The following is a 20,050-nucleotide window of genomic DNA, read 5'->3' on the forward strand; positions in this document are numbered from 1 at the left end:
GCTTACTTTATTTTTGAGAGTTAGATCCAAGTTAACACGACAACTCTTTGCCAAAGCCCAAAATTTGTGCATGACTGAGGGATAAGCGGGCATGAAACCGCATCGGGACAGGCTTGTCGCAACAATTTCGATTGCACAGGCCCCCGGACAGGGAAAGCATGATCCTATGGATATGTTCGATGAAATGCAGGGGCAGAACGGGCAAATTCGCGGCCCATATGCCAAGTTCGACGCCTGGCTGAGCGAGGAAGATGCCGCTCGTCTGCGGGCCAAAAGTCGTGAGGCGGAGGACCTCTTTCGCCTCACGGGGATTACCTTCAATGTCTATGGGCGGTCAGAGGCCGAAGAGCGTCTGATCCCGTTCGACATCATTCCGCGCATTATTTCGGGGCGAGAATGGCAGCGGCTGGAAAGGGGCATCGAACAGCGCGTCCGCGCGATCAACGCATTCTTGCATGATATATACCACCGGCAGGAGATCCTGCGCGCCGGGCGTGTGCCGCAAGAGATGATCGCGAACAACGTGGCGTTTCTACCTCAGATGATCGGAATGATGCCGCCGGGGGGTGTTTATACCCATATCACCGGCATCGACCTTGTGCGCACGGGACCGGATGATTTCTTTGTGCTTGAGGATAACGCGCGCACACCATCGGGTGTCAGCTACATGTTGGAAAACCGCGAAACCATGCTGCGGATGTTTCCAGAGTTGTTCTCTAGAAATCAGGTGCGTCCAGTGTCGGACTATCCGCGCAATCTGCGCCGTTCGCTCGCGGCCTCTGCGCCTGCGGCCTGCGGGGGTACGCCAACGGTTGCGGTGCTCACACCCGGTATCTACAACTCGGCCTATTACGAACACGCCTTTCTGGCGGACAAGATGGGCATTGAGCTGGTCGAAGGGCATGACCTGAGGATCGTGGATGGGCGTGTCGCGATGCGCACGACACGCGGGTATCAGCCCATTGATGTGCTCTATCGCAGGGTGGATGATGATTTCCTCGACCCGCTCAACTTCAACCCCGAGAGCGCGCTTGGCGTTCCGGGTATCATGGATGTCTATCGCGCGGGCGGCATTACCATCGCCAACGCCCCCGGCACCGGCATTTCCGACGACAAGGCGATCTATAGCTACATGCCCGAAATCGTCGAGTTCTACACCGGCGAGCGGCCCATCCTGCAAAATGTGCCGACGTGGCGCTGCAACGAGAAGGCAAGCCTCGATTACGTTCTTGCTCATCTGTCTGAACTGGTGGTCAAGGAGGTGCATGGATCGGGTGGCTATGGCATGCTGATCGGCCCAGCCGCGAGCAAGAAGGAGCTCAAGGAGTTCGAGCGCAAGCTGCGCGCACGGCCCGGCAATTACATCGCACAACCCACGCTCAGCCTATCGACCGTGCCGGTGTTCACCAAGTCAGGGCTGGCCCCGCGGCACGTCGATTTGCGGCCATTTGTGCTGATGTCGCCCGAGGGGATCAACGTGACGCCCGGCGGGCTGACGCGGGTGGCCATGAAAAAGGGATCGCTGGTGGTGAATTCGTCCCAAGGTGGCGGCACCAAGGACACTTGGGTGCTGGAGGACTAAAGGATGCTGGGAAAAACCGCCGGAGGTCTGTTCTGGATGGCGCGTCTGCTAGAGCGCGCCGAAAATACATCGCGGATGATCGAGACCGGGCAGCGCATTGCGCTGACGCGCGCCGGCAGTGGTGCCGATGACTGGCTGTCGGTCTTGCAGGCTGCGGCGGTAGCCTATGGCTATCAACAGAAACACGCCGAAGTGTTGCCCGAACTGGCGATCGACTGGATGTTGCGAGATCCTGACAATCCATCCTCCGTGATGGCGGTGGTCACACAGGCGCGGCACAACGCGCGTCTGGTGCGCACCGCGCTCACGCACGAAGCATGGGAGGCGGTCAATTCCTTTTGGATGCTGCTGAAAGTGGCGCTTGCGCGCAAAGTGGCGACCCGCGATTTGCCCAAGGTGCTGTCACTGATCCGCGAGCGCAACGCGCTGGTGCGCGGGGCGATCCTCGGGACCATGTTGCGCAACGAAATCTATGATTTCATTCGCATCGGCACCTTTATCGAGCGCGCAGACAATACCGCGCGGATTCTTGACGTGAAATACTATGTGCTGCTGCCGTCGGCTGCGGCAGTTGGTTCTCGTCTGGACAATGTGCAATGGGACACGATACTGCGTTCGGTCAGTGGCGAGGGCGGGTATCGGCTGACCATTGGTCCCGATGTCACACCGATGGGAATTGCGCAGTTCCTGATCCTCGACAAGCGTATGCCGCGCAGCCTGAATTTCTGCTGCGCGAAGCTTCGCGATAATCTCAACTATCTTGCAACAGATTACGACCTGCGCCTGCCATGCCACCAGCAGGCCGACACGCTCTGTCGCCGGTTCATGACCCATGATGTCGCCGCAATCTTTGATTACGGGCTACATGAATATGTGCAGGAAGTTCTTGGCCATCTGGGCAAGCTCAGCCACCAGATCGAGATTGATTACAGGTTTTACGGATAGCTCATGCACCTCGCCATAAAGCACCTCACCCATTACACCTATTCCGCGCCAGTCCCGTATGGCGTGCAACAACTACGGCTCTATCCCAAGCCGACGCGCGGGCAGCGGCTAATCAGTTGGTTGGTCACGGTAGAGGGCGCCACGCAGCAGGCCGAATTCACCGACCATCACCGCAATCACGTCGTGATGTTCAGCTTCGACCCCGATGTGACCGAATTGATCATCCGCTCCGAGGGCGTTGTAGAGATGACCGATACGGCCGGAATTGTCGGTCCGCATGAGGGCATGGCACCGCTATGGCTGTTCCAACGCCCGACAGAGCATACTCGCGCCGGCAAGGGCTGTCGCGAGATCCTGCGCAGTGTCGAGGGCGATGGGAATCTTGCCCGGCTTCATGATCTCTCAACACGGGTGCATGCCGCCATCGCTTATGAAACCGGCAAGTCCGAGATAGCCTGGACGGCAGAAGATGCGCTGGCTGCCGGTCACGGCGTTTGTCAGGATCACGCGCATGTTTTCATCGCCTGCGCCCGCGCAATGGGTCTTCCGGCGCGGTATGTTTCGGGTTATCTGCGTATGGACGGACAGGACGAGCAGAGCGCGACACATGCTTGGGCAGAGGCCCATGTCGAGGGTCTGGGTTGGGTTGGATTCGATGTATCGAACGCCATTTCGCCCGATACGCGCTATGTGCGGGTTGCGACCGGGCTGGACTATACCGAAGCCGCGCCGATTTCCGGGCATCGCTACGGGATGGCAGCCGAGAACATGGATGTGACGCTGCACGTGACGCAGCAACAGTGACAGAGGGTTTCAGACGTGACCTATTGCGTGGGCTTATGCCTTGATCGCGGCATCGTCTTCATGTCCGACACTCGTACCAATGCGGGGCTCGATAATATCTCGACCTTTCGCAAGCTGCACACCTGGCAATTGCCCGGCGAGCGCGCGATGGTGCTGTTGACAGCGGGAAATCTGGCAACGACACAGGCCGTTATCAGCCTGCTCGAAGAGCGGACCAAGGCCCATGACGAACGCGACCCGACCATCCTGTCGGTGCCATCAATGTTTCAGGCCGCACGTCTCGTCGCAGGCACGCTGCGCGATGTGATCGAAACCCACGCGAGCACCGGACAACGCGCCGACAGCACATTCAACGCCACGATGATACTTGGCGGGCAGATCAAGGGCGGTCCACCGCGCCTGTTTTTGATCTACCCCGAAGGTAACTTTATCGAAGCCAGCCGCGAAACGTCCTTTTTTCAGATCGGCGAGACCAAATATGGCCGTCCCATACTAGTGCGCGCCTATGAACCCGGCATGAGCTTTGCCGATGCGATGAAACTGTTGCTTGTCAGCTTTGACTCGACCATCAAGGCCAATCTGTCGGTCGGCTTGCCGCTCGATATGTGCATATACGAGGCGGACAGCATGCGATTACCCCCAGTGCACCGCATCGAGGCGGATGATCCTTATTTCAGCACGATCTCGGATGGATGGGGGGACGCCCTCAAGCGCGCGTTCGAGAGCCTGCCAAACCCCGAGATTTGAGAATGGCCGGGGTTATGCCCGGCCAAATCCCCCTGCCGTCGGTGTGATCACGGTCACGGCTTCGCCTGCCTCCAGCACTGTCTGGTCGCAGGCGTTCAGCACCTCGACAGCGCCTGAAAGACGACGCACTTCAGTTCGGCCCGCCTCACCCGCGCCGCCGCCTGCGCCGCCCTGCGGCGGGCGGTTGCGATGCGACGACAGGATTGCGCAATCCATCCGAGTGAGGAACCGCAAGGTGCGGATCGTCCCATCCCCGGCGTTTGCGGCCCCTTTGCCGCCGGAGCCCGGACGCAGCGCAAAGTTTTCCAACAGCACCGGAAAGCGCAATTCGAGGATTTCCGGATCGGTTAGGCGCGAGTTGGTCATATGCACATGCACGCCCGATGTGCCGGAAAACTGCCGTCCATCGTTGAATTGCCCTGCGGGCGAACCAGAACATATGGTTTCGTAATACTGGAATTCGTAATTGCCGAAGGTCAGATTGTTCATCGTGCCTTGACTGTTGGCCATGGCGCTCATCGCGCCAAAGAGCGCGTTGGTGACATGCTGCGAGGTTTCCACATTGCCCGCCACCACCGCCGCCGGGTAGCGCGGCGAGAGCATGGACCCTTCAGGCACGATGATCCGGATGGGGCGCAGGCAGCCCGCGTTCATCGGGATTGGTGCCTCGACCATCACCCGAAACACGTAGAGCACAGCAGCGCGCGTCACGGGTTCTGGCGCATTGAAGTTGTTCTTGCGGGCCTCGGATGTGCCGGTGAAATCCACCGTTGCCTCACGAGCGGCACGGTCCACGGTAATCTTGACCCGGATCACCTGACCAGTATCGGTCTCATAGGCGTAGTCGCCATCCGAAAGCTTCTCCAGCACTCGCGCCACCGCTTCGGCGGCGTTGTCCTGAACGTGCCCCATATAGGCTTGCACCACGTCGAGGCCGAAATTCACGACCATCTTGCGCAGTTCGTTGATGCCCCGCGCATTGGCGGCGATCTGCGCCTTGAGGTCGGCCACATTCATGTCGATGTTGCGGCAGGGGTAGGGGTGGTCACCGAGAATCTTGCGCAATGCGTCCTCGCGGAATTGGCCCTGTTCCACCAGACGGAAATTGTCGATCAGCACGCCTTCTTCGTCCACCGTGGTGGCAAGTGGGGTCATCGAGCCCGGAGCCGTGCCGCCCACATCCGCATGATGCCCGCGCGAAGCCACCCAGAAGAGAATGGTTTGACCGCCCTCATCAAAGACCGGCGTGACGACGGTGATGTCGGGTAGATGCGTGCCACCGTTATAGGGTGCATTCAGCGCGAAGACGTCACCGGGGTGAATATCCCCCTCATTGAGACGAATAATCGTCTCGACGCTACGATCCATAGAGCCAAGGTGCACCGGCATATGCGGGGCATTGGCCACAAGCGCGCCGGTGGCGTCAAAAACCGCACAGGAGAAATCGAGGCGCTCCTTGATGTTGACCGATTGAGCGGTGTTTTGCAGGGTTACGCCCATCTGCTCGGCGATCGACATGAAGAGGTTGTTAAACACTTCAAGCAGGATCGGGTCAGCCTCGGTCGTACCAATGGCCATATCCCGCGCCATCCGTTCTTGGCGTGACAAGAGCACATGGTCATGGGTCGTGATCTCGGCCCGCCAACCGGGCTCGACCACAATGGTCTGATTATCCTCGATGATCAACGCAGGGCCGGTGACGCTGTTGCCGGGGGCGAGAGCCGCACGGCGGAATACGCCCGCAAGGGCCCATTCGCCGTTGCAAAAAAGCTTCGTGCATGTGTCCGTTTGCGCCTCGGAGGCATGGCGACTGGCCTCGCTCTCTGGGGCTTCGGGCGCGGCGGTATCGGTTGCCTCAACCTCGGCGCTGTCGATGATGACGCGTTTGTCTGGCGTGGTAAAACCGAACTGCGCCAGATGCGCCGCCTCGAATTCTGCGCGTGCCTGCGCCGGGGTGCCATAGGCCACAGGCAGCGCGGTATCGGTGCCGTCATAGCGCAGGTAGAGACGCGGACGGATTTCGGCCCCGGTCACGCCCTGGGCCTGCATTTCCTGCATGACCTGTGCGCTCAGGTCATCAAGCACGGAGGTGATGAGGCTATCGCTGCCGTCCTCCAATGGCTCCACCACCATTTGTTGCCGCGACGCGCTAACACGGGCAAGCCCAATGCCATAGGCCGACAGAAGGCCGGAAAGCGGATGGATCAGAACCTTTTCCATGCCCAGAGCATCGGCCACAAGGCAGGCATGCTGACCGCCTGCGCCACCAAAGGAGTTCAAGAGATAGCGGGTCACGTCATAGCCGCGCTGCACCGAGATTTTCTTGACCGCGTTGGCCATGTTTTCCACGGCGATGCGCACGAAACCTTCGGCCACTTCCTCGGGTGATTTACCGTCGCCCGCCTCTGCGGCGATCTCGGCAAAGCGCGCTGAAACCATATCGCGATCCAGCGGTTGATCCTGTCCCGGGCCAAAGATCGGCGGGAAGAAATCGGGGTTGAGCTTGCCCAACATGACGTTAGCGTCGGTCACGGTCAGCGGCCCGCCATTGCGATAGCAGGCAGGGCCGGGATAGGCGCCTGCGCTGTCAGGCCCAACACGAAACCGCCCCGGTTCGGCATGAAGGATCGAGCCGCCGCCCGCAGCCACGGTATGCACCCGCATCATCGGCGCGCGAATCCGCACGCCCGCCACTTCGGTGTCAAAAGCGCGCTCATACTCGCCCGCGTAATGCGCCACATCGGTCGAGGTGCCGCCCATGTCAAAGCCGATGACCTTGTCAAACCCGGCAATCGCGGCGGTCTGCGCCATGCCGACGACGCCCCCGGCAGGGCCAGAGAGAATGGCATCCTTGCCCTGAAAGCGCTCAGCCGCGGTAAGGCCGCCCGAGGACATCATGAATTGCAGCGTAGGGCCCGGCTGACCCGGCGGGGTTGCGCCAAGTGCTGCGGCAACCCGCGCCACATAACGGCGCAGGATGGGTGACAGATAGGCGTCAACCACCGTCGTATCGCCTCGCCCCACCAGCTTGATCAACGGCGAGACCTCATGGCTGACCGACACCTGCGCGAATCCCGCATCGCGCACCGCATCAGCCAGGGCCAGTTCGTGCGCGGGGTTTTTCCAGGCGTGCATCAGCACGATGGCGGCGGCATCAATCCCGGCGCTGCGGGCCTCGGCCAGACCGTCGGCGACGGCGCTCAGGTCGAGCGGGCTCTCGACTGTGCCATCGGCGCGCAGGCGCTCGGGCACCTCGATCACTCGGGAGTAAAGCTGTTCGGGGAGCAAGATCTCCTTGGCGAAAATATCTGGCCGTGCCTGATAGGCGATGCGCAGCGCGTCACGAAAGCCGCGCGTGATCAAGAGAACCGTGGCGTCGCCCTTGCGCTCCAACAGGGCGTTGGTGGCAACGGTTGTGCCCATACGAACCGTTCCGATGCGCGCCGCGTCGATGGTGCCGCCAAGAAGACGGCGGATGCCCTCGATGGCCGCATCCTCATAAGCCTCAGGATTCTCGGACAAGAGCTTGAGCGGTTCGATCGCGCCCTCGGGGCTGCGCCCGATCACATCGGTAAAGGTGCCACCGCGGTCAATCCAGAAATCCCAGACCTTGTTCATATCATTCGTCCCCATTTCGGATCATTTACATTTTGTTGACAAATTATAAATGATCCGTCAAGCTTTCCTTGAACCGGGGCAACAACCGGCCACATCGTTCAATCAGGGAGACGACAATGAAACACCTCACCACTCTTGCCCTCTCGGGGGCGTTCGCCCTCAGCTTTGGGGCAGCGCAGGCGCAAACGACCTGGGATATGCCCACGCCCTACGGCGACTCGGTTTTCCACACCCAGAACATCATGGAGTTTGCCAAGGATGTCGCAACCGCGACCAACGGCGACTTGACCATCACCGTGCATTCGGCAGGTTCGCTCTATGCGCATCCCGAAATTCGGGATTCCGTGCGCCGGGGGCTGGCACCCATCGGAGAGATCCTCATGTCGCAGCTGGCGAATGAGGATGCCGTGTTTGGCGTCGATTCGGTGCCGTTTCTGGCGGCAAGCTATGACGACGCCAAGAAACTCTGGGATGCCTCGCGCGACGAGGTGACGGCGCGCTTGGCGGAGCAGGGTCTGACCCTGCTTTTCGCTGTGCCATGGCCGGGCCAGAGCCTCTACCTGACCGAGGAAGTGACCTCTCTCGAGCAGATGAAAGGCGTCAGTTTTCGCGCCTACAACACCGCGACCGAGCGTCTGGCGCAGCTGATGGGCGCAGTGCCCACGACGGTTGAGGCGGGCGATATTCCGACCGCCTTTTCGACCTCGCGCGTTGCCGCGATGATCACTTCGCCCTCGACGGGCGTATCCTCGCAGGCCTGGGATTTCGTGAGCCACTACATCGACACGCAAGCTTGGCTGCCCAAGAACATGGTTTTCGTGAACACGAGCGCTTTTGAGGCGCTGAGCGAGGCGCAGCAACAGGCGCTGTTCGAAGCCTCGGCGATGGCCGAGGCGCGCGGCTGGCAAATGTCGCTTGCGGAAACCGAAGAAAAAATCGCGATCCTCAAGGAGAACGGCATGCAGGTCTCGGCCCCGTCAGAAGAGCTTGCACGCGGTCTGCGTGAGATCGGCGAGACGATGGCCGACGAGTGGCGCGCCAGCGCGGGCGATGTCGGGGCTGCAATCCTGTCGGCCTATTCCGCACGCTGACCCCAAATCGGCGCGGGTCGCGACCCGCGCCGCATTCCTCTGACACAAAGGGAGACTGCGGATGCTGCGCGGGCTGCTGGATCGTCTTTATGCTGCGGGCTTTGTGCTTGCTGCCCTGTCGCTGGTGGCAATTGCCCTTCTGGTTCTGGTGCAGGTCCTTGGCCGGGTGATCGACAAGAGCCTGATTTCCCTCGATCAAGAGCCGGTGGGCATCGCCATCACCTCTTTGTCGGAACTTGGCGGGTTTCTGTTCGTTGGCGCGGCATTTCTGGCGCTTGCGGGCACGCTGCGGGCCGGGGGGCATGTGCGGGTGACGCTCTTGATCCATTCGGTCCCGGCGTCCTTTGCCCGCCTGCTCTCTGCGGTGGCGCTTGTTCTGGCGCTCGGTCTTTGTGGCTTTGCGCTCTATAGCGCCGGGGTTCAGGCGCTGGATTCCTGGACGTTCAACGCGGTTTCCTTTGGGATGGCAAAGTTCCCGCTCTGGATACCACAAGCGGTGATGATGCTTGGGTTGATGTTGTTCTGGATCGCGCTTCTTGACGAATTGATCGTGCTGCTGAGCGGATCAAGCCCTGCCTTTCAACGGGCCGAAGACGGAAAGGGCATTCAGGATGGGCATTGAAATCCTCTCTCTGCTGCTGGTTGCGGTGCTCTTTGGTGCCCTGGCGCTTGGTCTTTGGGTTGGCTTCGGGCTGATCGCCGTGGGGCTGGTGGCGATGATGCTGGCCAGTTCCGCGCCCGCCGAACTGGTCTTTGGCACAAAGGTCTGGGGGGCGCTGAACATCTGGGATCTGACGGCGCTGCCGATGTTCATCTGGATGGGGGAAATCCTGTTTCGCTCGCGGCTGTCATCTGACATGTTTTCGGGCCTTGCCCCGCTGACCGGGCGGCTGCCGGGGCGATTGCTTCACGCCAACATCTTTGGCTGCGCGCTGTTTGCGGCCGTGTCGGGATCGTCTGCCGCAACCACAGCGACCGTTGGGCGCATGTCGGTGCCGGAACTCACGAAACGCGGCTATGACGACCGGATGATCATTGGCACGCTGGCCGGATCGGGCACCTTCGGCTTTCTCATCCCGCCGTCGATCATCCTGATCGTCTATGGCGCGGCCACAGAGCAGAGCATTGCGCGGCTCTTTCTGGCCGGGATCGGGCCGGGCATTCTGCTCGCCGCGCTTTTCTCGGGCTATACGATGATCTGGGCGCTGATGAACAGAGAGCGTATGCCGGAGCGCGAGCCAGCGACGTCCTGGGGCGAAAAGCTCAGGGCGATCACGCTCTTGGGACCAACGATCCTGTTGATTGTCGCGGTGATCGGGTCGATCTATGCAGGATTGGCATCGCCCACAGAGGCGGCTGTCGTGGGCGTTCTGGGTGCGCTGATCCTCTCGGCCATCGGTGGCTCGCTGGATTGGCAGGGAACGTGGGAGGCGCTGCGCGGGGCGACGATCACCACCTGCATGATCGCCTTTATTCTGGCAGGCGCTGCCTTTCTCACCGTTGCCATGGGCTATACGGGCATCCCGCGCGCGCTTGCGGCCTGGATCGGGGAACAGGGCTATTCGGCCAATCTGCTTCTTGCGGCGCTTGTGGTGTTCTTTGTCATTCTCGGCATGTTCCTCGATGGCATTTCCATTGTGGTCCTGACCACTTCGGTCATCCTTCCGATGGTTCTGGCGGCAGGGATTGATCCGATCTGGTTCGGCATTTTCCTCGTCCTCGTTGTGGAGATGAGCCAGATCACCCCGCCGGTGGGCTTCAACCTCTTTGTTCTGCAATCCATTACCGGGCGCAGCATTTTCGAGATCGCGCGCTATGCCTTTCCGTTCTTTCTGCTCTTGGTGCTGGCCACGGCAATTCTGACACTCTTTCCGGAGATCGCCCTATGGATACCTCAGACAATGCTCGCCCGTTAGGACCTGTTGTCTCATCGGCGCATCTGGCAGATTCGGGTTTGCCGGAACTGTCCGAGATGGAGTTTGCTTTGACGATGGCGAACCACGCGTTTCAGCGCTGGATGGTGCGCTGCATGACGGCCGCGGGGATGCCGGGACTGACACCGCTGGAGGTCCTGATCGTGCATCTGGTGTATCACCGCGAGCGCGCCAAGAGCCTTGCCGATATCTGCCTCGTGCTCAATATCGAGGACACGCATCTGGTCAATTACGCTGTTAAAAAGCTTGAAAAACAAGGGCTTGTGAGGGCTGGTCGTAATGGTAAGGAAAAAACCATCGCCATTACCGAAACGGGGCAGGACTACTGCGCGCAGTATGGTCGCGTGCGTGAGGCCTTGTTGGTGCGCTCGGTGCAACAGATCGGCGTGGACCCGGCAGAACTGTCGCGGTTGGCGGCGCTGCTGCGCGCGCTGTCGGGCGGATATGATCAGGCGGCGCGCGGGGCGGCAGCGATTTGATCACGCTGCTGCATGGATTGGCGCGACACGGGCGATTGATGCTCGTTCTCGGGCTGATCGTGGGAATCCTGGTGCCCGAGGCCGCCGAAAGCCTGGCCTCTCTGATCTTTCCAATGATTGTTTTTCTTCTGTTTCTTAGCACCTTGCGCGTTGACGTCTTGCACGCGTTTCCAGCTTGGGGTGATGTTCCCGGCTATGTCGCGATTACGCTGATCATGCAGGTCGTCATGCCGATGGCCGCCATCGGCGCCCTCGGTTTGGCCGGCGGGCTTGCGTCAACCCTGGGGATCGGGGTGGTGTTGGTGCTGGCTGCCGCCCCGCTGACAGGGAGTCCGGGCTTGACACTGATGGTAGGGGGCGATCCCGCGCCTGCGCTGCGGCAACTGATCATTGGCACGATGCTCTTGCCGCTGACGGCCTTGCCAGTGTTTTGGGTGATGCCGGTGTTTGGCGGCCCGGCAATGGTAGCCATCGCAGCGGCCAAGCTTCTTGCGGTGATTGCGGTCGCGGGGGTACTTGGCCTGATCCTGCGCAGACGTGTGCGGTTCTTTCAATCTTATCAAGGGGAAAGGGCGGTCGAGGGTCTGATTACCGGGGTCATGGCAGTGGTCGTGGTTGGATTGATGTCGGCTGTCGGCCCGGCATTGCTGACGGCAAGCCCTGACCTTTGGCGCACATTGGCGTTGGTCTTTGGCCTGAATTTCGGGGCGCAACTTGTGGTGTTTCTCACCGTAGACCGGTTTGGCCGGGTTGCGACGGCACCGCCGCTTGCCATCATTGCCGGGAATCGCAATCTCGCGCTATTCCTTGGGGCGCTGCCAGTGGACACTGCCGCTGACCTGCTGCTTTTCATCGGCTGCTATCAAGTGCCGATGTATGTCACCCCGCTGGTCATGGGACCGGTGATGCGCCGAAGAACAAACAGGGCGTCAGATACGACGTCTTAGCTATCTGATGATTTACAACCCCAGACAGATTAAACCTTTGGACACTTTCAGTTGCACCTTTTACTAGACCCTGCGGTTTGATATGCTGCGTTTGTCGACTAAGGTGCCGTTTTATTGATAGAAATACCAATCTCTTGATGAGAAACGGGTTTCGGACCCTGAAATGGCCCCCGCTATCGTGTACCGCCTAGCGGTACCGTTTCCACTTATGGTTGTGTTTCCCAAAACCTGAGCGACCCCACCGATCGAGGGCAGAGTGAGAAATATGAGTATACAGCCGCGTTTCGACGCGACCTCGGACAATGGGCCTGGGAATGGCCATGATGCTTTGCGCGCTCAAAAACGATCCAAGCCTGGGTTTGCAATCACCGCGGTGCTGCTGAGCCTCGGGGTCGCGATTGTTGTGTTTGCCGCGGCGGGTTTTGTCCTCTCGTCGTTATGGTGGGCCATTCTTGTGGCTTATGCGGCGCAGGTCAGCTTTATTCTCGTGATGCTTGGTGGGTACTACATGCGCATCACTGCGAGAGAGCCGCAAAGCCCCTATGACGCTGAGAGCTGGGACGGGATCCATGATCGGATCATTGATACCGAACCGCCTGTCTGGTTGTCCTATCGGCCGAGGATGGATGGGCTGAGCCGTGTGCGGCGGGTGGCGGTGAGTGCGGCGAGTGACCGGAACAGCCGTAAATGCTGTGAGTGGCTCGCCGATTACGATTGCGAGGTGCATCTGTGTTCGGACCACGACACGTTGATCGGGGACCTGATTGCGAGGCCAGAGCGGTGGTCCTTGTTGATTGTTGATGTCGATCACATTGGTGGGCTAAGTGCGGTGCCTCAAGAGCTGGAGTATATCCGCAGCGGCCTTGCACAAGTGCCGGTCATCCTGATGAGCAATCGCGCGGAGAAGGAAACCCTCGACATTCTGATCCCGCGGAAACAAAATATGGTGTTAGCCAAGCCGTTCTTTCGCAAGTGTTTGTTCACGGCAATTGAGAAGCTCAACCCTGTCACAGCACAGGATGGGCATTGAGAGAAGGGCCGCGTCCTGCTAAGGGAGGGCAACATTATCCCTTCAGGAGGTTTTCATGGCCGAACATGAAAATGGCACCGCACAAGCCGGGCCACAAATGAAAATGAACATTCTATCGCAATTCATCCGCGATATGTCCTTTGAGAACGTGCTGGCGCAGCGCGGCACCGGGGGAGAGGTGCAGCCGGATGTTCAGGTATCGGTAAACCTGGACGCCAAGAAACGTAGCGTGGAACATCAATATGAAGTGGTGGTCAAATTGACCATCAACTCGCGGAACAAGGCTGCGAACGAGGTTCTGTTCGTGCTGGAGCTGGAATATGTCGGCGTTTTCCACATTGAGGGCGTGCCAGATGAGCAGCTGCATCCGTTCCTGTTGATCGAATGTCCGCGCATGGTTTTCCCATTCATCCGACGCATCGTCAGCGATATCACGCATGACGGCGGCTTCCCGCCGCTGAACCTTGAAAATATTGATTTCGTTCAGCTTTATCGCAGCGAAATTGCCCGCCGTCAGGCGCAGGCCGCAGCCCCCAAGGCAGACGCCTAAGACAGTTTTCGCCAGAGAGCAGCGTCGCCCATCTTGTCCACAAAGGCCTGATGGGCGGCCGCCTCGGACGCGGTCAGACGCGGGGCGAGGGGCGTCGGGCGCGGCATGGGCCGCCACGTGGATGTTTCGGTCAGCCCACCAGATTTTGTGGCTGGACCTGTTGCCAACACGAAATCCGGCTGCCGGCCGCCGATCAGTTCAAGATAAACTTCTGCCAAAATCTCGGAATCCAGCAGGGCGCCATGCAGCGTCCGTGCGGAATTATCTATTTGAAATCTGCGACATAGCGCATCGAGAGAGGCTGGAGAGCCGGGAAATTTCTTGCGGGCGATGGCAAGAGTGTCGATGGCCTGGTCCCAAGGCAATTGCGGCAGTTTGAGCCAGCCCAGTTCGGCATTGAGAAACTTCATATCGAAGGCGGCATTGTGGATGACAAGCCGTGCGTCCTGCACGAAATCCAGAAATTCCTGAGCAATTTCAGCGAACAAGGGCTTGTCGCGCAGGAAATCATCCCCCAGACCATGCACGGCAAAGGCCTCTTCCGGCATGGTGCGCTGGGGATTAATGTATTTATGGAAAGTGCGGCCCGTCGGCATGTGATTATAGAGCTCGACAGCGCCGATCTCGACGATGCGATCGCCGGATTCTGGTTCAAAACCAGTGGTTTCCGTGTCGAGGACGATTTCACGCATGGGCCACCCTTTGCCGTATGTCACGCAGGACAGACTGCACTTGCGCGTGGGCAGATTCAAGGGTGTCTGTCGTGATCACGTAATCGGCGCGGGCACGCTTTTCTGCATCAGGCATTTGTTTTTGCAAGATATTTTCAAATTGCTCGGGCGTCATTGTGCCGCGTTCGAGAACGCGGGTGCGCTGCGCCTCGGGGGGGGCGCTGACCACGACGGTGTAATCCATGCCCTTATCTGCACCGGTCTCGAACAGGAGGGGGATATCGAGCACGACGATGGGCGCTGTCTGTGTAAGATCTGTAAGGTTCTTACGGTGATTTTGTACAAAATCCGCACGGTCGCGCGCGACGAGTGGGTGCACGATGGATTCGATACGGGCAAGCGCCGAAGGATCAGCCGTGATGATCGATTTGAGCCGCGCGCGGGAGATGCCACCCTCGTCGGCCGCCTCGGGAAAAACCTCGGCCAGGGGTGCCACGGCTGCGCCGCCGGGGGCGTAGAGGCGATGCACGGCGGCATCGGCATCCCAGACCGGACAGCCCTCTTGGTTAAAGAGACGGGCGGTGGTTGACTTGCCCATGCCGATCGAACCGGTGAGGCCAATCAGAACGGTCATCGCAAAACGGCCGCGCGGGTGGCGCTATCGACAATGGGGCGCACGCCGAACCAGCGCTCGAAGGCTGGCACGGCCTGATGCAAGAGCATGCCAAGGCCATCGACGGTGACGCAGCCCATTTTCTCGGCCTCGATCAGAAGCTGGGTCTTGAGGGGCGCGTAAACCAGATCCGTGACCAAAGCCCCGCGCCGCAAGCCATCGAGCGGGACACGTAAGGGGGGGTTGCCCAACATACCGAGAGAGGTGGTATTGACGACGGTCACGGCGTCTTCGAGCATATTTCCGGCCTGAACCCAATCGACAACGGTCAGACGCTTGCCGAATTCGGATTGCAGCGCCTCGGCGCGGATGCGGGTGCGGTTGGAAATGAATATCTCTGGCACACCGACATCGAGAAGCGAGGCGACAACCGCCCGCGCAGCGCCACCGGCACCAAGGACGGCGGCAGGCCCGGCCTCTGGCCTCCATGTGGGGGCGTTTTGGCGCAGGTTCTGGATGAAGCCGTAGCCGTCGGTATTGTCGGCATGCAATTTGCCGTCCTTGCGGAAAATGAGCGTGTTGGCCGCGCCGATCAGGGTGGCACGGTCGGTTACGAGATCGGCCAGGGCAAGCGCGCGTTCCTTGTGCGGGACGGTGATATTGACGCCGACGAAGCCCATTTTAGGCAAGGTTTGTAACACTTGCGCCAGATCGTCGGCACCGACGTCCATGGGAATATAATACCCCGCGATGCCATTCGTTCTGAGCCAGTGGCCGTGCAATTGCGGCGATTTCGAATGGGCGACGGGCGATCCGATCACGCCTGCCAGCGGAATTCTGGCCAGAGGCTGTTTGTCATCGCTCATTGTTGCAGGTCTCCTCGGAGGGTGAGAAAGGACAAAAGATCGAGCAGCGGCAGGCCGAGAACCGTAAAATAATCACCATCAACGCGAGAGAACAAGCGGACACCTTCGGCCTCGAGCTTGTAGGCGCCGACACTCTCGGCGATATCGGGCCAGTTGCGGGACAGGTAGCCATCGAGCCAGTCGTCGGAGAAGGGGCGCACGGTCATGCGCGCGGTGCCGATATGACGCCAAAGCGGGCGGCCCGCCTGACAGATCACAACCGCCGAGAGGAGATCGTGACGCTTGCCCCGCATGGCGGAAAGCTGAGCGCGGGCCTCATCGACAGTTTCGGGTTTCGAGAGAAGTGTGCCGCCCAGGTCGAGCACCTGATCGCAACCGATCACGAGCGCGGCGGGATGGCGGGCGCTGATCTTGGTTGCCTTGAGCTCTGCCAGCGCATCGGCGATGTCACGCGGTTTGGCCCCTTCGGCGAGAAGCGCGGCACGCACGCTTTCTTCATCTACGCGCGGTGTCGCGGTCTCGAACGCGAGGCCCGCGTTACGCAGAAGGCTCTGGCGGATGGCGGAGCTTGAGGCGAGGATGAGAGGGGTGTTCATGTGGATAACCTGCGGAATAACGTGATGGAATGTCTAGGAACAATTGCGGGAGAAATCCATCCCGTGCGCGCGACTGGGGACAAGAGCGAATTTCGGGAAAATTCCACCTGAGTTTTGCGGCTGTGGGAAAGAATAACTGGAGGGTTGGGATAGGTCGGATCTGGCAGAGTTATTCACAGAAGCGAGGCCCTAAGCGTGGGACATCCGATTTTAGTATAACTTTGATATTAAACACGAAAATGGAGATCTTCGATAGAGTCCAGAGAGATGTTGGAAATCCGTCACCACAGTTGTCCCCATGGGGATAATCCTGTGGGGTTGCGGATTATCCACAGACTTGGAACCCCCTACATCACACTACATCCTTTCTTATATCTTACTTAATATTTAAGAAGACCAGGAATGGACCGGAGCGCAGCATGAGTGATATTTTGAGCCTCGCCTACCCTTGGATCAAGGCGCTGCATATCATGTCGGTGATCGCGTGGATGGCCGGGCTGTTTTATTTACCGCGTCTGTTTGTTTATCACACGGAGCAATCACAGCCGGGGGATAGCCGGGACGCAGTATTTCAAGTGATGGAATACAAGCTGTTGCGGTATATCATGCAGCCGTCAATGATCGCGACCTGGGGTTTTGGTCTGTTGCTTGTGATGACGCCGGGGATTGTCGATTGGGGATCGGTTTGGCCCTACACGAAATTTGCGGGTGTGGTTGTCATGACGTGGTTTCACATATGGCTGGCTCTGCGGCGCAAGGAATTTGCCCGAGGCGCCAATACCCGCACGGGCCGGCAGCACCGGATCATGAACGAGGTGCCGACGCTGGCGATGGTGGTGATCGTGTTGTCGGTCGTGGTGAAATTCTGAGCTGGATTGACGCGGAGGGGCCTGTTGCCTATGAAGGCGCTGGGCCGCTGTTCTGGTGGCTGTCGAATCCCCGTTTCTGACCATAGGCCGCATCCGACCCCGGGTGTCACCAGAGGATTTTCCATGTCCGAAGACCGTTTGAACCTGTCCGACCTCAAGGCGCTGAGCGCCAAGGAATTGTTGACGATTGCCGAAGAGTTGGAGATCGAGAACGCCTCGACCATGCGTAAGGGCGAGATGATGTTTTCGATCCTCAAGGAGCGGGCCGAGGAGGATTGGACCGTTTATGGCGATGGGGTGCTTGAGGTGCTGCAGGACGGCTTTGGCTTTCTGCGGTCGCCGGAGGCGAATTACTTGCCGGGTCCGGATGATATTTATGTCTCGCCCGACATGATCCGGCAGTATTCGTTGCGGACCGGGGATACGATCGAAGGGCAAATGAAGCAGCCCGATGAAACCGAGCGGTATTTCGCGCTGACCTCGGTGACGCAGATCAACTTCGAGGCGCCGGAGCGGGCGCGGCACAAGATCGCGTTTGACAACCTCACGCCGCTCTATCCTGATGAGCGATTCAAGATGGAAATCGAGGATCCGATCATCAAGGATCGGTCCGCGCGGATCATCGACCTTGTTGCGCCCATTGGGAAGGGGCAGCGTTCCTTGATCGTGGCGCCGCCGCGCACCGGGAAGACCGTTCTCTTGCAGAATATCGCGCATAGCATCGAGAAGAATCATCCGGAGTGTTATCTCATCGTGCTGCTGATTGACGAGCGGCCCGAAGAGGTGACGGACATGCAGCGCTCGGTCAAGGGCGAGGTGGTAAGTTCGACGTTCGACGAGCCGGCGACACGGCATGTTGCGGTGTCGGAGATGGTCATCGAAAAGGCCAAGCGGTTGGTCGAGCATAAGCGGGATGTTGTGATCCTGCTCGATTCGATCACGCGCCTGGGCCGGGCCTATAACACGGTGGTCCCGTCGTCGGGTAAGGTGCTGACCGGGGGTGTGGATGCCAATGCGTTGCAGCGACCGAAGCGGTTCTTTGGGGCAGCGCGGAATATCGAAGAGGGTGGATCGTTGACGATCATTGCGACAGCCTTGATCGACACCGGTAGCCGGATGGATGAGGTGATCTTTGAAGAATTCAAGGGCACCGGCAACTCTGAAATCGTTCTGGATCGCAAGGTAGCGGACAAGCGCGTGTTCCCGGCGATTGATATTCTCAAGTCGGGCACGCGGAAAGAGGACCTGTTGATTGACAAGGGTGATCTGCAGAAGACCTTTGTTCTGCGCCGGATTTTGAACCCGATGGGGACCACGGATGCGGTCGAGTTTCTGTTGTCGAAGCTCAAGCAGACGAAGACGAATGCCGAGTTTTTTGACTCGATGAATACCTGAGTCGGAGCGGAAATGGAGGTGTCCGGATGGACACGGTCTATGCCTTGGCCACAGCGCAGGGGAAGGCGGGGGTTGCAGTTGTCCGTGTGAGTGGGCCCTGTGCCTTTGACGCGTGCAATCAAATCTGTGGCGACGTGCCTGAACCGCGCCGCGCGGCCCTGCGGGTGCTACGGGACGGCGATGGTGAGCGTCTGGATCAGGCTCTGGTCCTGACATTCGCAGAGAAGCAGAGTTTCACTGGTGAGGAGACGGTGGAATTTCATCTGCATGGCAGCGCAGCGGTGGTTGCGGCTGTTCTTGACAGGCTTGGGCGGATCGAGAGGCTTCGGCTGGCGGAACCCGGTGAGTTCACGCGCAGGGCGTTGGAGAACGGACGGCTTGATCTGGCGCGGGTTGAGGGGCTTGCGGATCTCATTGATGCGGAGACTGAAGCACAGCGCAAACAGGCGCTGCGGGTGTTTTCCGGCGGCTTGGGTGAAAAATGCGAGCGTTGGCGCGGTCTTTTGATCCGCGCGGTGGCGCTTTTGGAGGCGACGATTGATTTTGCGGATGAGGAAGTACCGGTTGACGTCTCGCCGGAGGTGACGGGCTTGGTGCGTCAGGTTTCTACGGCGCTGGAGCAGGAAATTGCAGGTAGCCGGGTTAGCGAGCGGATTCGAAGCGGATTTGAAGTTGCAATCATCGGTGCGCCAAATGTCGGAAAATCAACGCTTCTGAATAGTTTGGCGGGGCGGGAGGCGGCGATCACCTCGGAATATGCTGGGACCACGCGCGATGTGATCGAGGTGCGGATGGACTTGGCGGGGTTGCCGGTGACGTTGCTCGATACCGCGGGCTTGCGAGAAACGGCGGATGCGATTGAGTCCATTGGCATCGCGCAGGCGCGGGCGCGAGCGGATGCGGCCGATTTACGGGTATTTTTGGTAGAGGCTGGACAAAAGCCCGAAATGAAGCCGCGTGCGGATGATATCGTTGTGTGGGCCAAGGCGGATTTGCTGGGGGACGCGGGGAACGCTGTTTCAGGCAAGACCGGATTGGGCGTTGGCGCGCTGGTGGAGAGTATTGGGCAGGTATTGAGTGCGCGGGTGGCCAATGCCGGTATTGCGACGCGGGCACGGCATCGGCAAGCGATGGAGCGTGGATTGTTGGCTTTGCAGGCGGCTCTGGACATTCTTCCTCGTGGGGAATCCGTGGCGGAGGTGGCAGCGGAGGAATTACGTATAGCTATCCGCGCTCTTGATTCTCTGGTAGGACGAATAGATGTTGAGATGGTTCTCGACGAGATTTTCGCCAGCTTTTGCTTGGGTAAATGA

The 20,050-nt window shown here is 59.5% G+C and carries 19 protein-coding genes; 14 read left to right on the forward strand and 5 right to left on the reverse strand.

Translation table 11 applies throughout. From position 1 onward, the window contains the following. Positions 1-166: 166 nt before the first annotated feature. From AACZ65_RS02025 to AACZ65_RS02040, 4 genes are read left to right on the forward strand one after another with little or no spacing between them, the layout of a single operon-like run. Positions 167-1,582 (forward strand): circularly permuted type 2 ATP-grasp protein, encoded by a 1,416-nt coding sequence (locus AACZ65_RS02025; protein WP_339667677.1) that lies wholly within the window; start codon positions 167-169, stop codon positions 1,580-1,582. 3 nt (positions 1,583-1,585) lie between these two features. Then, positions 1,586-2,527 carry an alpha-E domain-containing protein gene (locus AACZ65_RS02030; RefSeq protein WP_339667678.1) on the forward strand — a complete coding sequence of 314 codons (942 nt, stop codon included), beginning with the start codon at positions 1,586-1,588 and terminating at the stop codon, positions 2,525-2,527. 3 nt (positions 2,528-2,530) lie between these two features. Next, positions 2,531-3,331, forward strand: a complete 801-nt coding sequence (locus tag AACZ65_RS02035; RefSeq protein ID WP_339667679.1) for a transglutaminase family protein — start codon at positions 2,531-2,533, stop codon at positions 3,329-3,331. Positions 3,332-3,346: 15 nt separating this feature from the next. After that, positions 3,347-4,078: a proteasome-type protease gene (locus AACZ65_RS02040; protein ID WP_339667680.1), complete on the forward strand. Its 732-nt coding sequence runs from the start codon at positions 3,347-3,349 to the stop codon at positions 4,076-4,078. A 12-nt stretch (positions 4,079-4,090) separates the two neighbouring features. On the opposite strand, the gene AACZ65_RS02045 is transcribed toward AACZ65_RS02040, so the two are convergent. Next, positions 4,091-7,696, reverse strand: coding sequence for a hydantoinase B/oxoprolinase family protein (locus AACZ65_RS02045; RefSeq protein WP_339667681.1), 3,606 nt, complete (start codon positions 7,694-7,696; stop codon positions 4,091-4,093). A gap of 116 nt (positions 7,697-7,812) precedes the next feature. Here AACZ65_RS02045 and AACZ65_RS02050 point away from each other — a divergent pair, with 116 nt between their 5' ends. The 7 genes from AACZ65_RS02050 to secB all read left to right on the forward strand — a co-directional run bounded on the left by AACZ65_RS02050 (position 7,813) and on the right by secB (position 13,727). Then, a complete protein-coding gene (locus AACZ65_RS02050) occupies positions 7,813-8,787 on the forward strand; it encodes a TRAP transporter substrate-binding protein (RefSeq protein WP_339667682.1) in 975 nt (324 codons plus the stop codon). Between the two features lie 61 nt (positions 8,788-8,848). Then, positions 8,849-9,409 carry a TRAP transporter small permease subunit gene (locus tag AACZ65_RS02055; protein WP_339667683.1) on the forward strand — a complete coding sequence of 187 codons (561 nt, stop codon included), beginning with the start codon at positions 8,849-8,851 and terminating at the stop codon, positions 9,407-9,409. Beyond that, entirely contained in the window at positions 9,399-10,703 is a 1,305-nt protein-coding gene (locus tag AACZ65_RS02060; protein WP_339667684.1) for a TRAP transporter large permease subunit, read from the forward strand. Before AACZ65_RS02055 ends, AACZ65_RS02060 begins: the two co-directional genes overlap by 11 nt. Continuing rightward, positions 10,673-11,200 carry a winged helix DNA-binding protein gene (locus AACZ65_RS02065; protein WP_297543904.1) on the forward strand — a complete coding sequence of 176 codons (528 nt, stop codon included), beginning with the start codon at positions 10,673-10,675 and terminating at the stop codon, positions 11,198-11,200. The genes AACZ65_RS02060 and AACZ65_RS02065 overlap by 31 nt, the downstream gene beginning before the upstream one ends. Further along, positions 11,197-12,147, forward strand: a complete 951-nt coding sequence (locus tag AACZ65_RS02070; RefSeq protein WP_339667685.1) for a hypothetical protein — start codon at positions 11,197-11,199, stop codon at positions 12,145-12,147. Before AACZ65_RS02065 ends, AACZ65_RS02070 begins: the two co-directional genes overlap by 4 nt. Positions 12,148-12,412: 265 nt before the next feature. Beyond that, a complete protein-coding gene (locus AACZ65_RS02075) occupies positions 12,413-13,177 on the forward strand; it encodes a response regulator (protein ID WP_339667686.1) in 765 nt (254 codons plus the stop codon). A gap of 55 nt (positions 13,178-13,232) precedes the next feature. Then, complete coding sequence (secB, locus tag AACZ65_RS02080) at positions 13,233-13,727, forward strand: protein-export chaperone SecB (RefSeq protein WP_037276206.1); 495 nt, start codon at positions 13,233-13,235, stop codon at positions 13,725-13,727. Here secB and dnaQ read toward each other — a convergent pair. From dnaQ to AACZ65_RS02100, 4 genes are read right to left on the reverse strand one after another with little or no spacing between them, the layout of a single operon-like run. Beyond that, positions 13,724-14,419, reverse strand: a complete 696-nt coding sequence (gene dnaQ / locus AACZ65_RS02085; RefSeq protein WP_339667687.1) for a DNA polymerase III subunit epsilon — start codon at positions 14,417-14,419, stop codon at positions 13,724-13,726. The genes secB and dnaQ overlap by 4 nt on opposite strands. Next, positions 14,412-15,032: a dephospho-CoA kinase gene (gene coaE, locus AACZ65_RS02090; RefSeq protein WP_339667688.1), complete on the reverse strand. Its 621-nt coding sequence runs from the start codon at positions 15,030-15,032 to the stop codon at positions 14,412-14,414. The genes dnaQ and coaE overlap by 8 nt, the downstream gene beginning before the upstream one ends. After that, positions 15,029-15,877: a shikimate dehydrogenase gene (locus AACZ65_RS02095; RefSeq protein WP_339667689.1), complete on the reverse strand. Its 849-nt coding sequence runs from the start codon at positions 15,875-15,877 to the stop codon at positions 15,029-15,031. The genes coaE and AACZ65_RS02095 overlap by 4 nt, the downstream gene beginning before the upstream one ends. Further along, positions 15,874-16,473 carry a Maf family nucleotide pyrophosphatase gene (locus AACZ65_RS02100; RefSeq protein WP_339667690.1) on the reverse strand — a complete coding sequence of 200 codons (600 nt, stop codon included), beginning with the start codon at positions 16,471-16,473 and terminating at the stop codon, positions 15,874-15,876. The genes AACZ65_RS02095 and AACZ65_RS02100 overlap by 4 nt, the downstream gene beginning before the upstream one ends. A gap of 419 nt (positions 16,474-16,892) precedes the next feature. On the opposite strand from AACZ65_RS02100, the gene hemJ reads away from it, so the two are divergent. The 3 genes from hemJ to mnmE all read left to right on the forward strand — a co-directional run bounded on the left by hemJ (position 16,893) and on the right by mnmE (position 20,050). Continuing rightward, on the forward strand, positions 16,893-17,342 hold the full coding sequence (gene hemJ, locus AACZ65_RS02105) for a protoporphyrinogen oxidase HemJ (RefSeq protein WP_339667691.1): 450 nt from the start codon (positions 16,893-16,895) through the stop codon (positions 17,340-17,342). A 123-nt stretch (positions 17,343-17,465) separates the two neighbouring features. Then, complete coding sequence (gene rho / locus AACZ65_RS02110; RefSeq protein WP_339667692.1) at positions 17,466-18,737, forward strand: transcription termination factor Rho; 1,272 nt, start codon at positions 17,466-17,468, stop codon at positions 18,735-18,737. A gap of 26 nt (positions 18,738-18,763) precedes the next feature. After that, positions 18,764-20,050, forward strand: coding sequence for a tRNA uridine-5-carboxymethylaminomethyl(34) synthesis GTPase MnmE (mnmE, locus tag AACZ65_RS02115; protein ID WP_339667693.1), 1,287 nt, complete (start codon positions 18,764-18,766; stop codon positions 20,048-20,050).

Source organism: uncultured Roseovarius sp. (genome assembly GCF_963972555.1).
GTDB classification, from domain to species: Bacteria; Pseudomonadota; Alphaproteobacteria; order Rhodobacterales; family Rhodobacteraceae; genus Roseovarius; species Roseovarius mucosus.

Excerpts from the sequence above, each read along its gene's own strand:
- AACZ65_RS02055 (WP_339667683.1), top strand. The coding sequence starts at position 8,849 with ATGCTGCGCGGGCTGCTGGATCGTCTTTATGCTGCGGGCTTTGTGCTT.
- coaE (WP_339667688.1), bottom strand. The coding sequence starts at position 15,032 with ATGACCGTTCTGATTGGCCTCACCGGTTCGATCGGCATGGGCAAGTCA.
- AACZ65_RS02100 (WP_339667690.1), bottom strand. The coding sequence starts at position 16,473 with ATGAACACCCCTCTCATCCTCGCCTCAAGCTCCGCCATCCGCCAGAGC.
- AACZ65_RS02030 (WP_339667678.1), top strand. The coding sequence starts at position 1,586 with ATGCTGGGAAAAACCGCCGGAGGTCTGTTCTGGATGGCGCGTCTGCTA.
- AACZ65_RS02060 (WP_339667684.1), top strand. The coding sequence starts at position 9,399 with ATGGGCATTGAAATCCTCTCTCTGCTGCTGGTTGCGGTGCTCTTTGGT.
- AACZ65_RS02050 (WP_339667682.1), top strand. The coding sequence starts at position 7,813 with ATGAAACACCTCACCACTCTTGCCCTCTCGGGGGCGTTCGCCCTCAGC.
- AACZ65_RS02045 (WP_339667681.1), bottom strand. The coding sequence starts at position 7,696 with ATGAACAAGGTCTGGGATTTCTGGATTGACCGCGGTGGCACCTTTACC.
- AACZ65_RS02095 (WP_339667689.1), bottom strand. The coding sequence starts at position 15,877 with ATGAGCGATGACAAACAGCCTCTGGCCAGAATTCCGCTGGCAGGCGTG.
- rho (WP_339667692.1), top strand. The coding sequence starts at position 17,466 with ATGTCCGAAGACCGTTTGAACCTGTCCGACCTCAAGGCGCTGAGCGCC.
- AACZ65_RS02035 (WP_339667679.1), top strand. The coding sequence starts at position 2,531 with ATGCACCTCGCCATAAAGCACCTCACCCATTACACCTATTCCGCGCCA.
- AACZ65_RS02075 (WP_339667686.1), top strand. The coding sequence starts at position 12,413 with ATGAGTATACAGCCGCGTTTCGACGCGACCTCGGACAATGGGCCTGGG.
- AACZ65_RS02065 (WP_297543904.1), top strand. The coding sequence starts at position 10,673 with ATGGATACCTCAGACAATGCTCGCCCGTTAGGACCTGTTGTCTCATCG.
- AACZ65_RS02025 (WP_339667677.1), top strand. The coding sequence starts at position 167 with ATGGATATGTTCGATGAAATGCAGGGGCAGAACGGGCAAATTCGCGGC.
- mnmE (WP_339667693.1), top strand. The coding sequence starts at position 18,764 with ATGGACACGGTCTATGCCTTGGCCACAGCGCAGGGGAAGGCGGGGGTT.
- secB (WP_037276206.1), top strand. The coding sequence starts at position 13,233 with ATGGCCGAACATGAAAATGGCACCGCACAAGCCGGGCCACAAATGAAA.
- hemJ (WP_339667691.1), top strand. The coding sequence starts at position 16,893 with ATGAGTGATATTTTGAGCCTCGCCTACCCTTGGATCAAGGCGCTGCAT.
- dnaQ (WP_339667687.1), bottom strand. The coding sequence starts at position 14,419 with ATGCGTGAAATCGTCCTCGACACGGAAACCACTGGTTTTGAACCAGAA.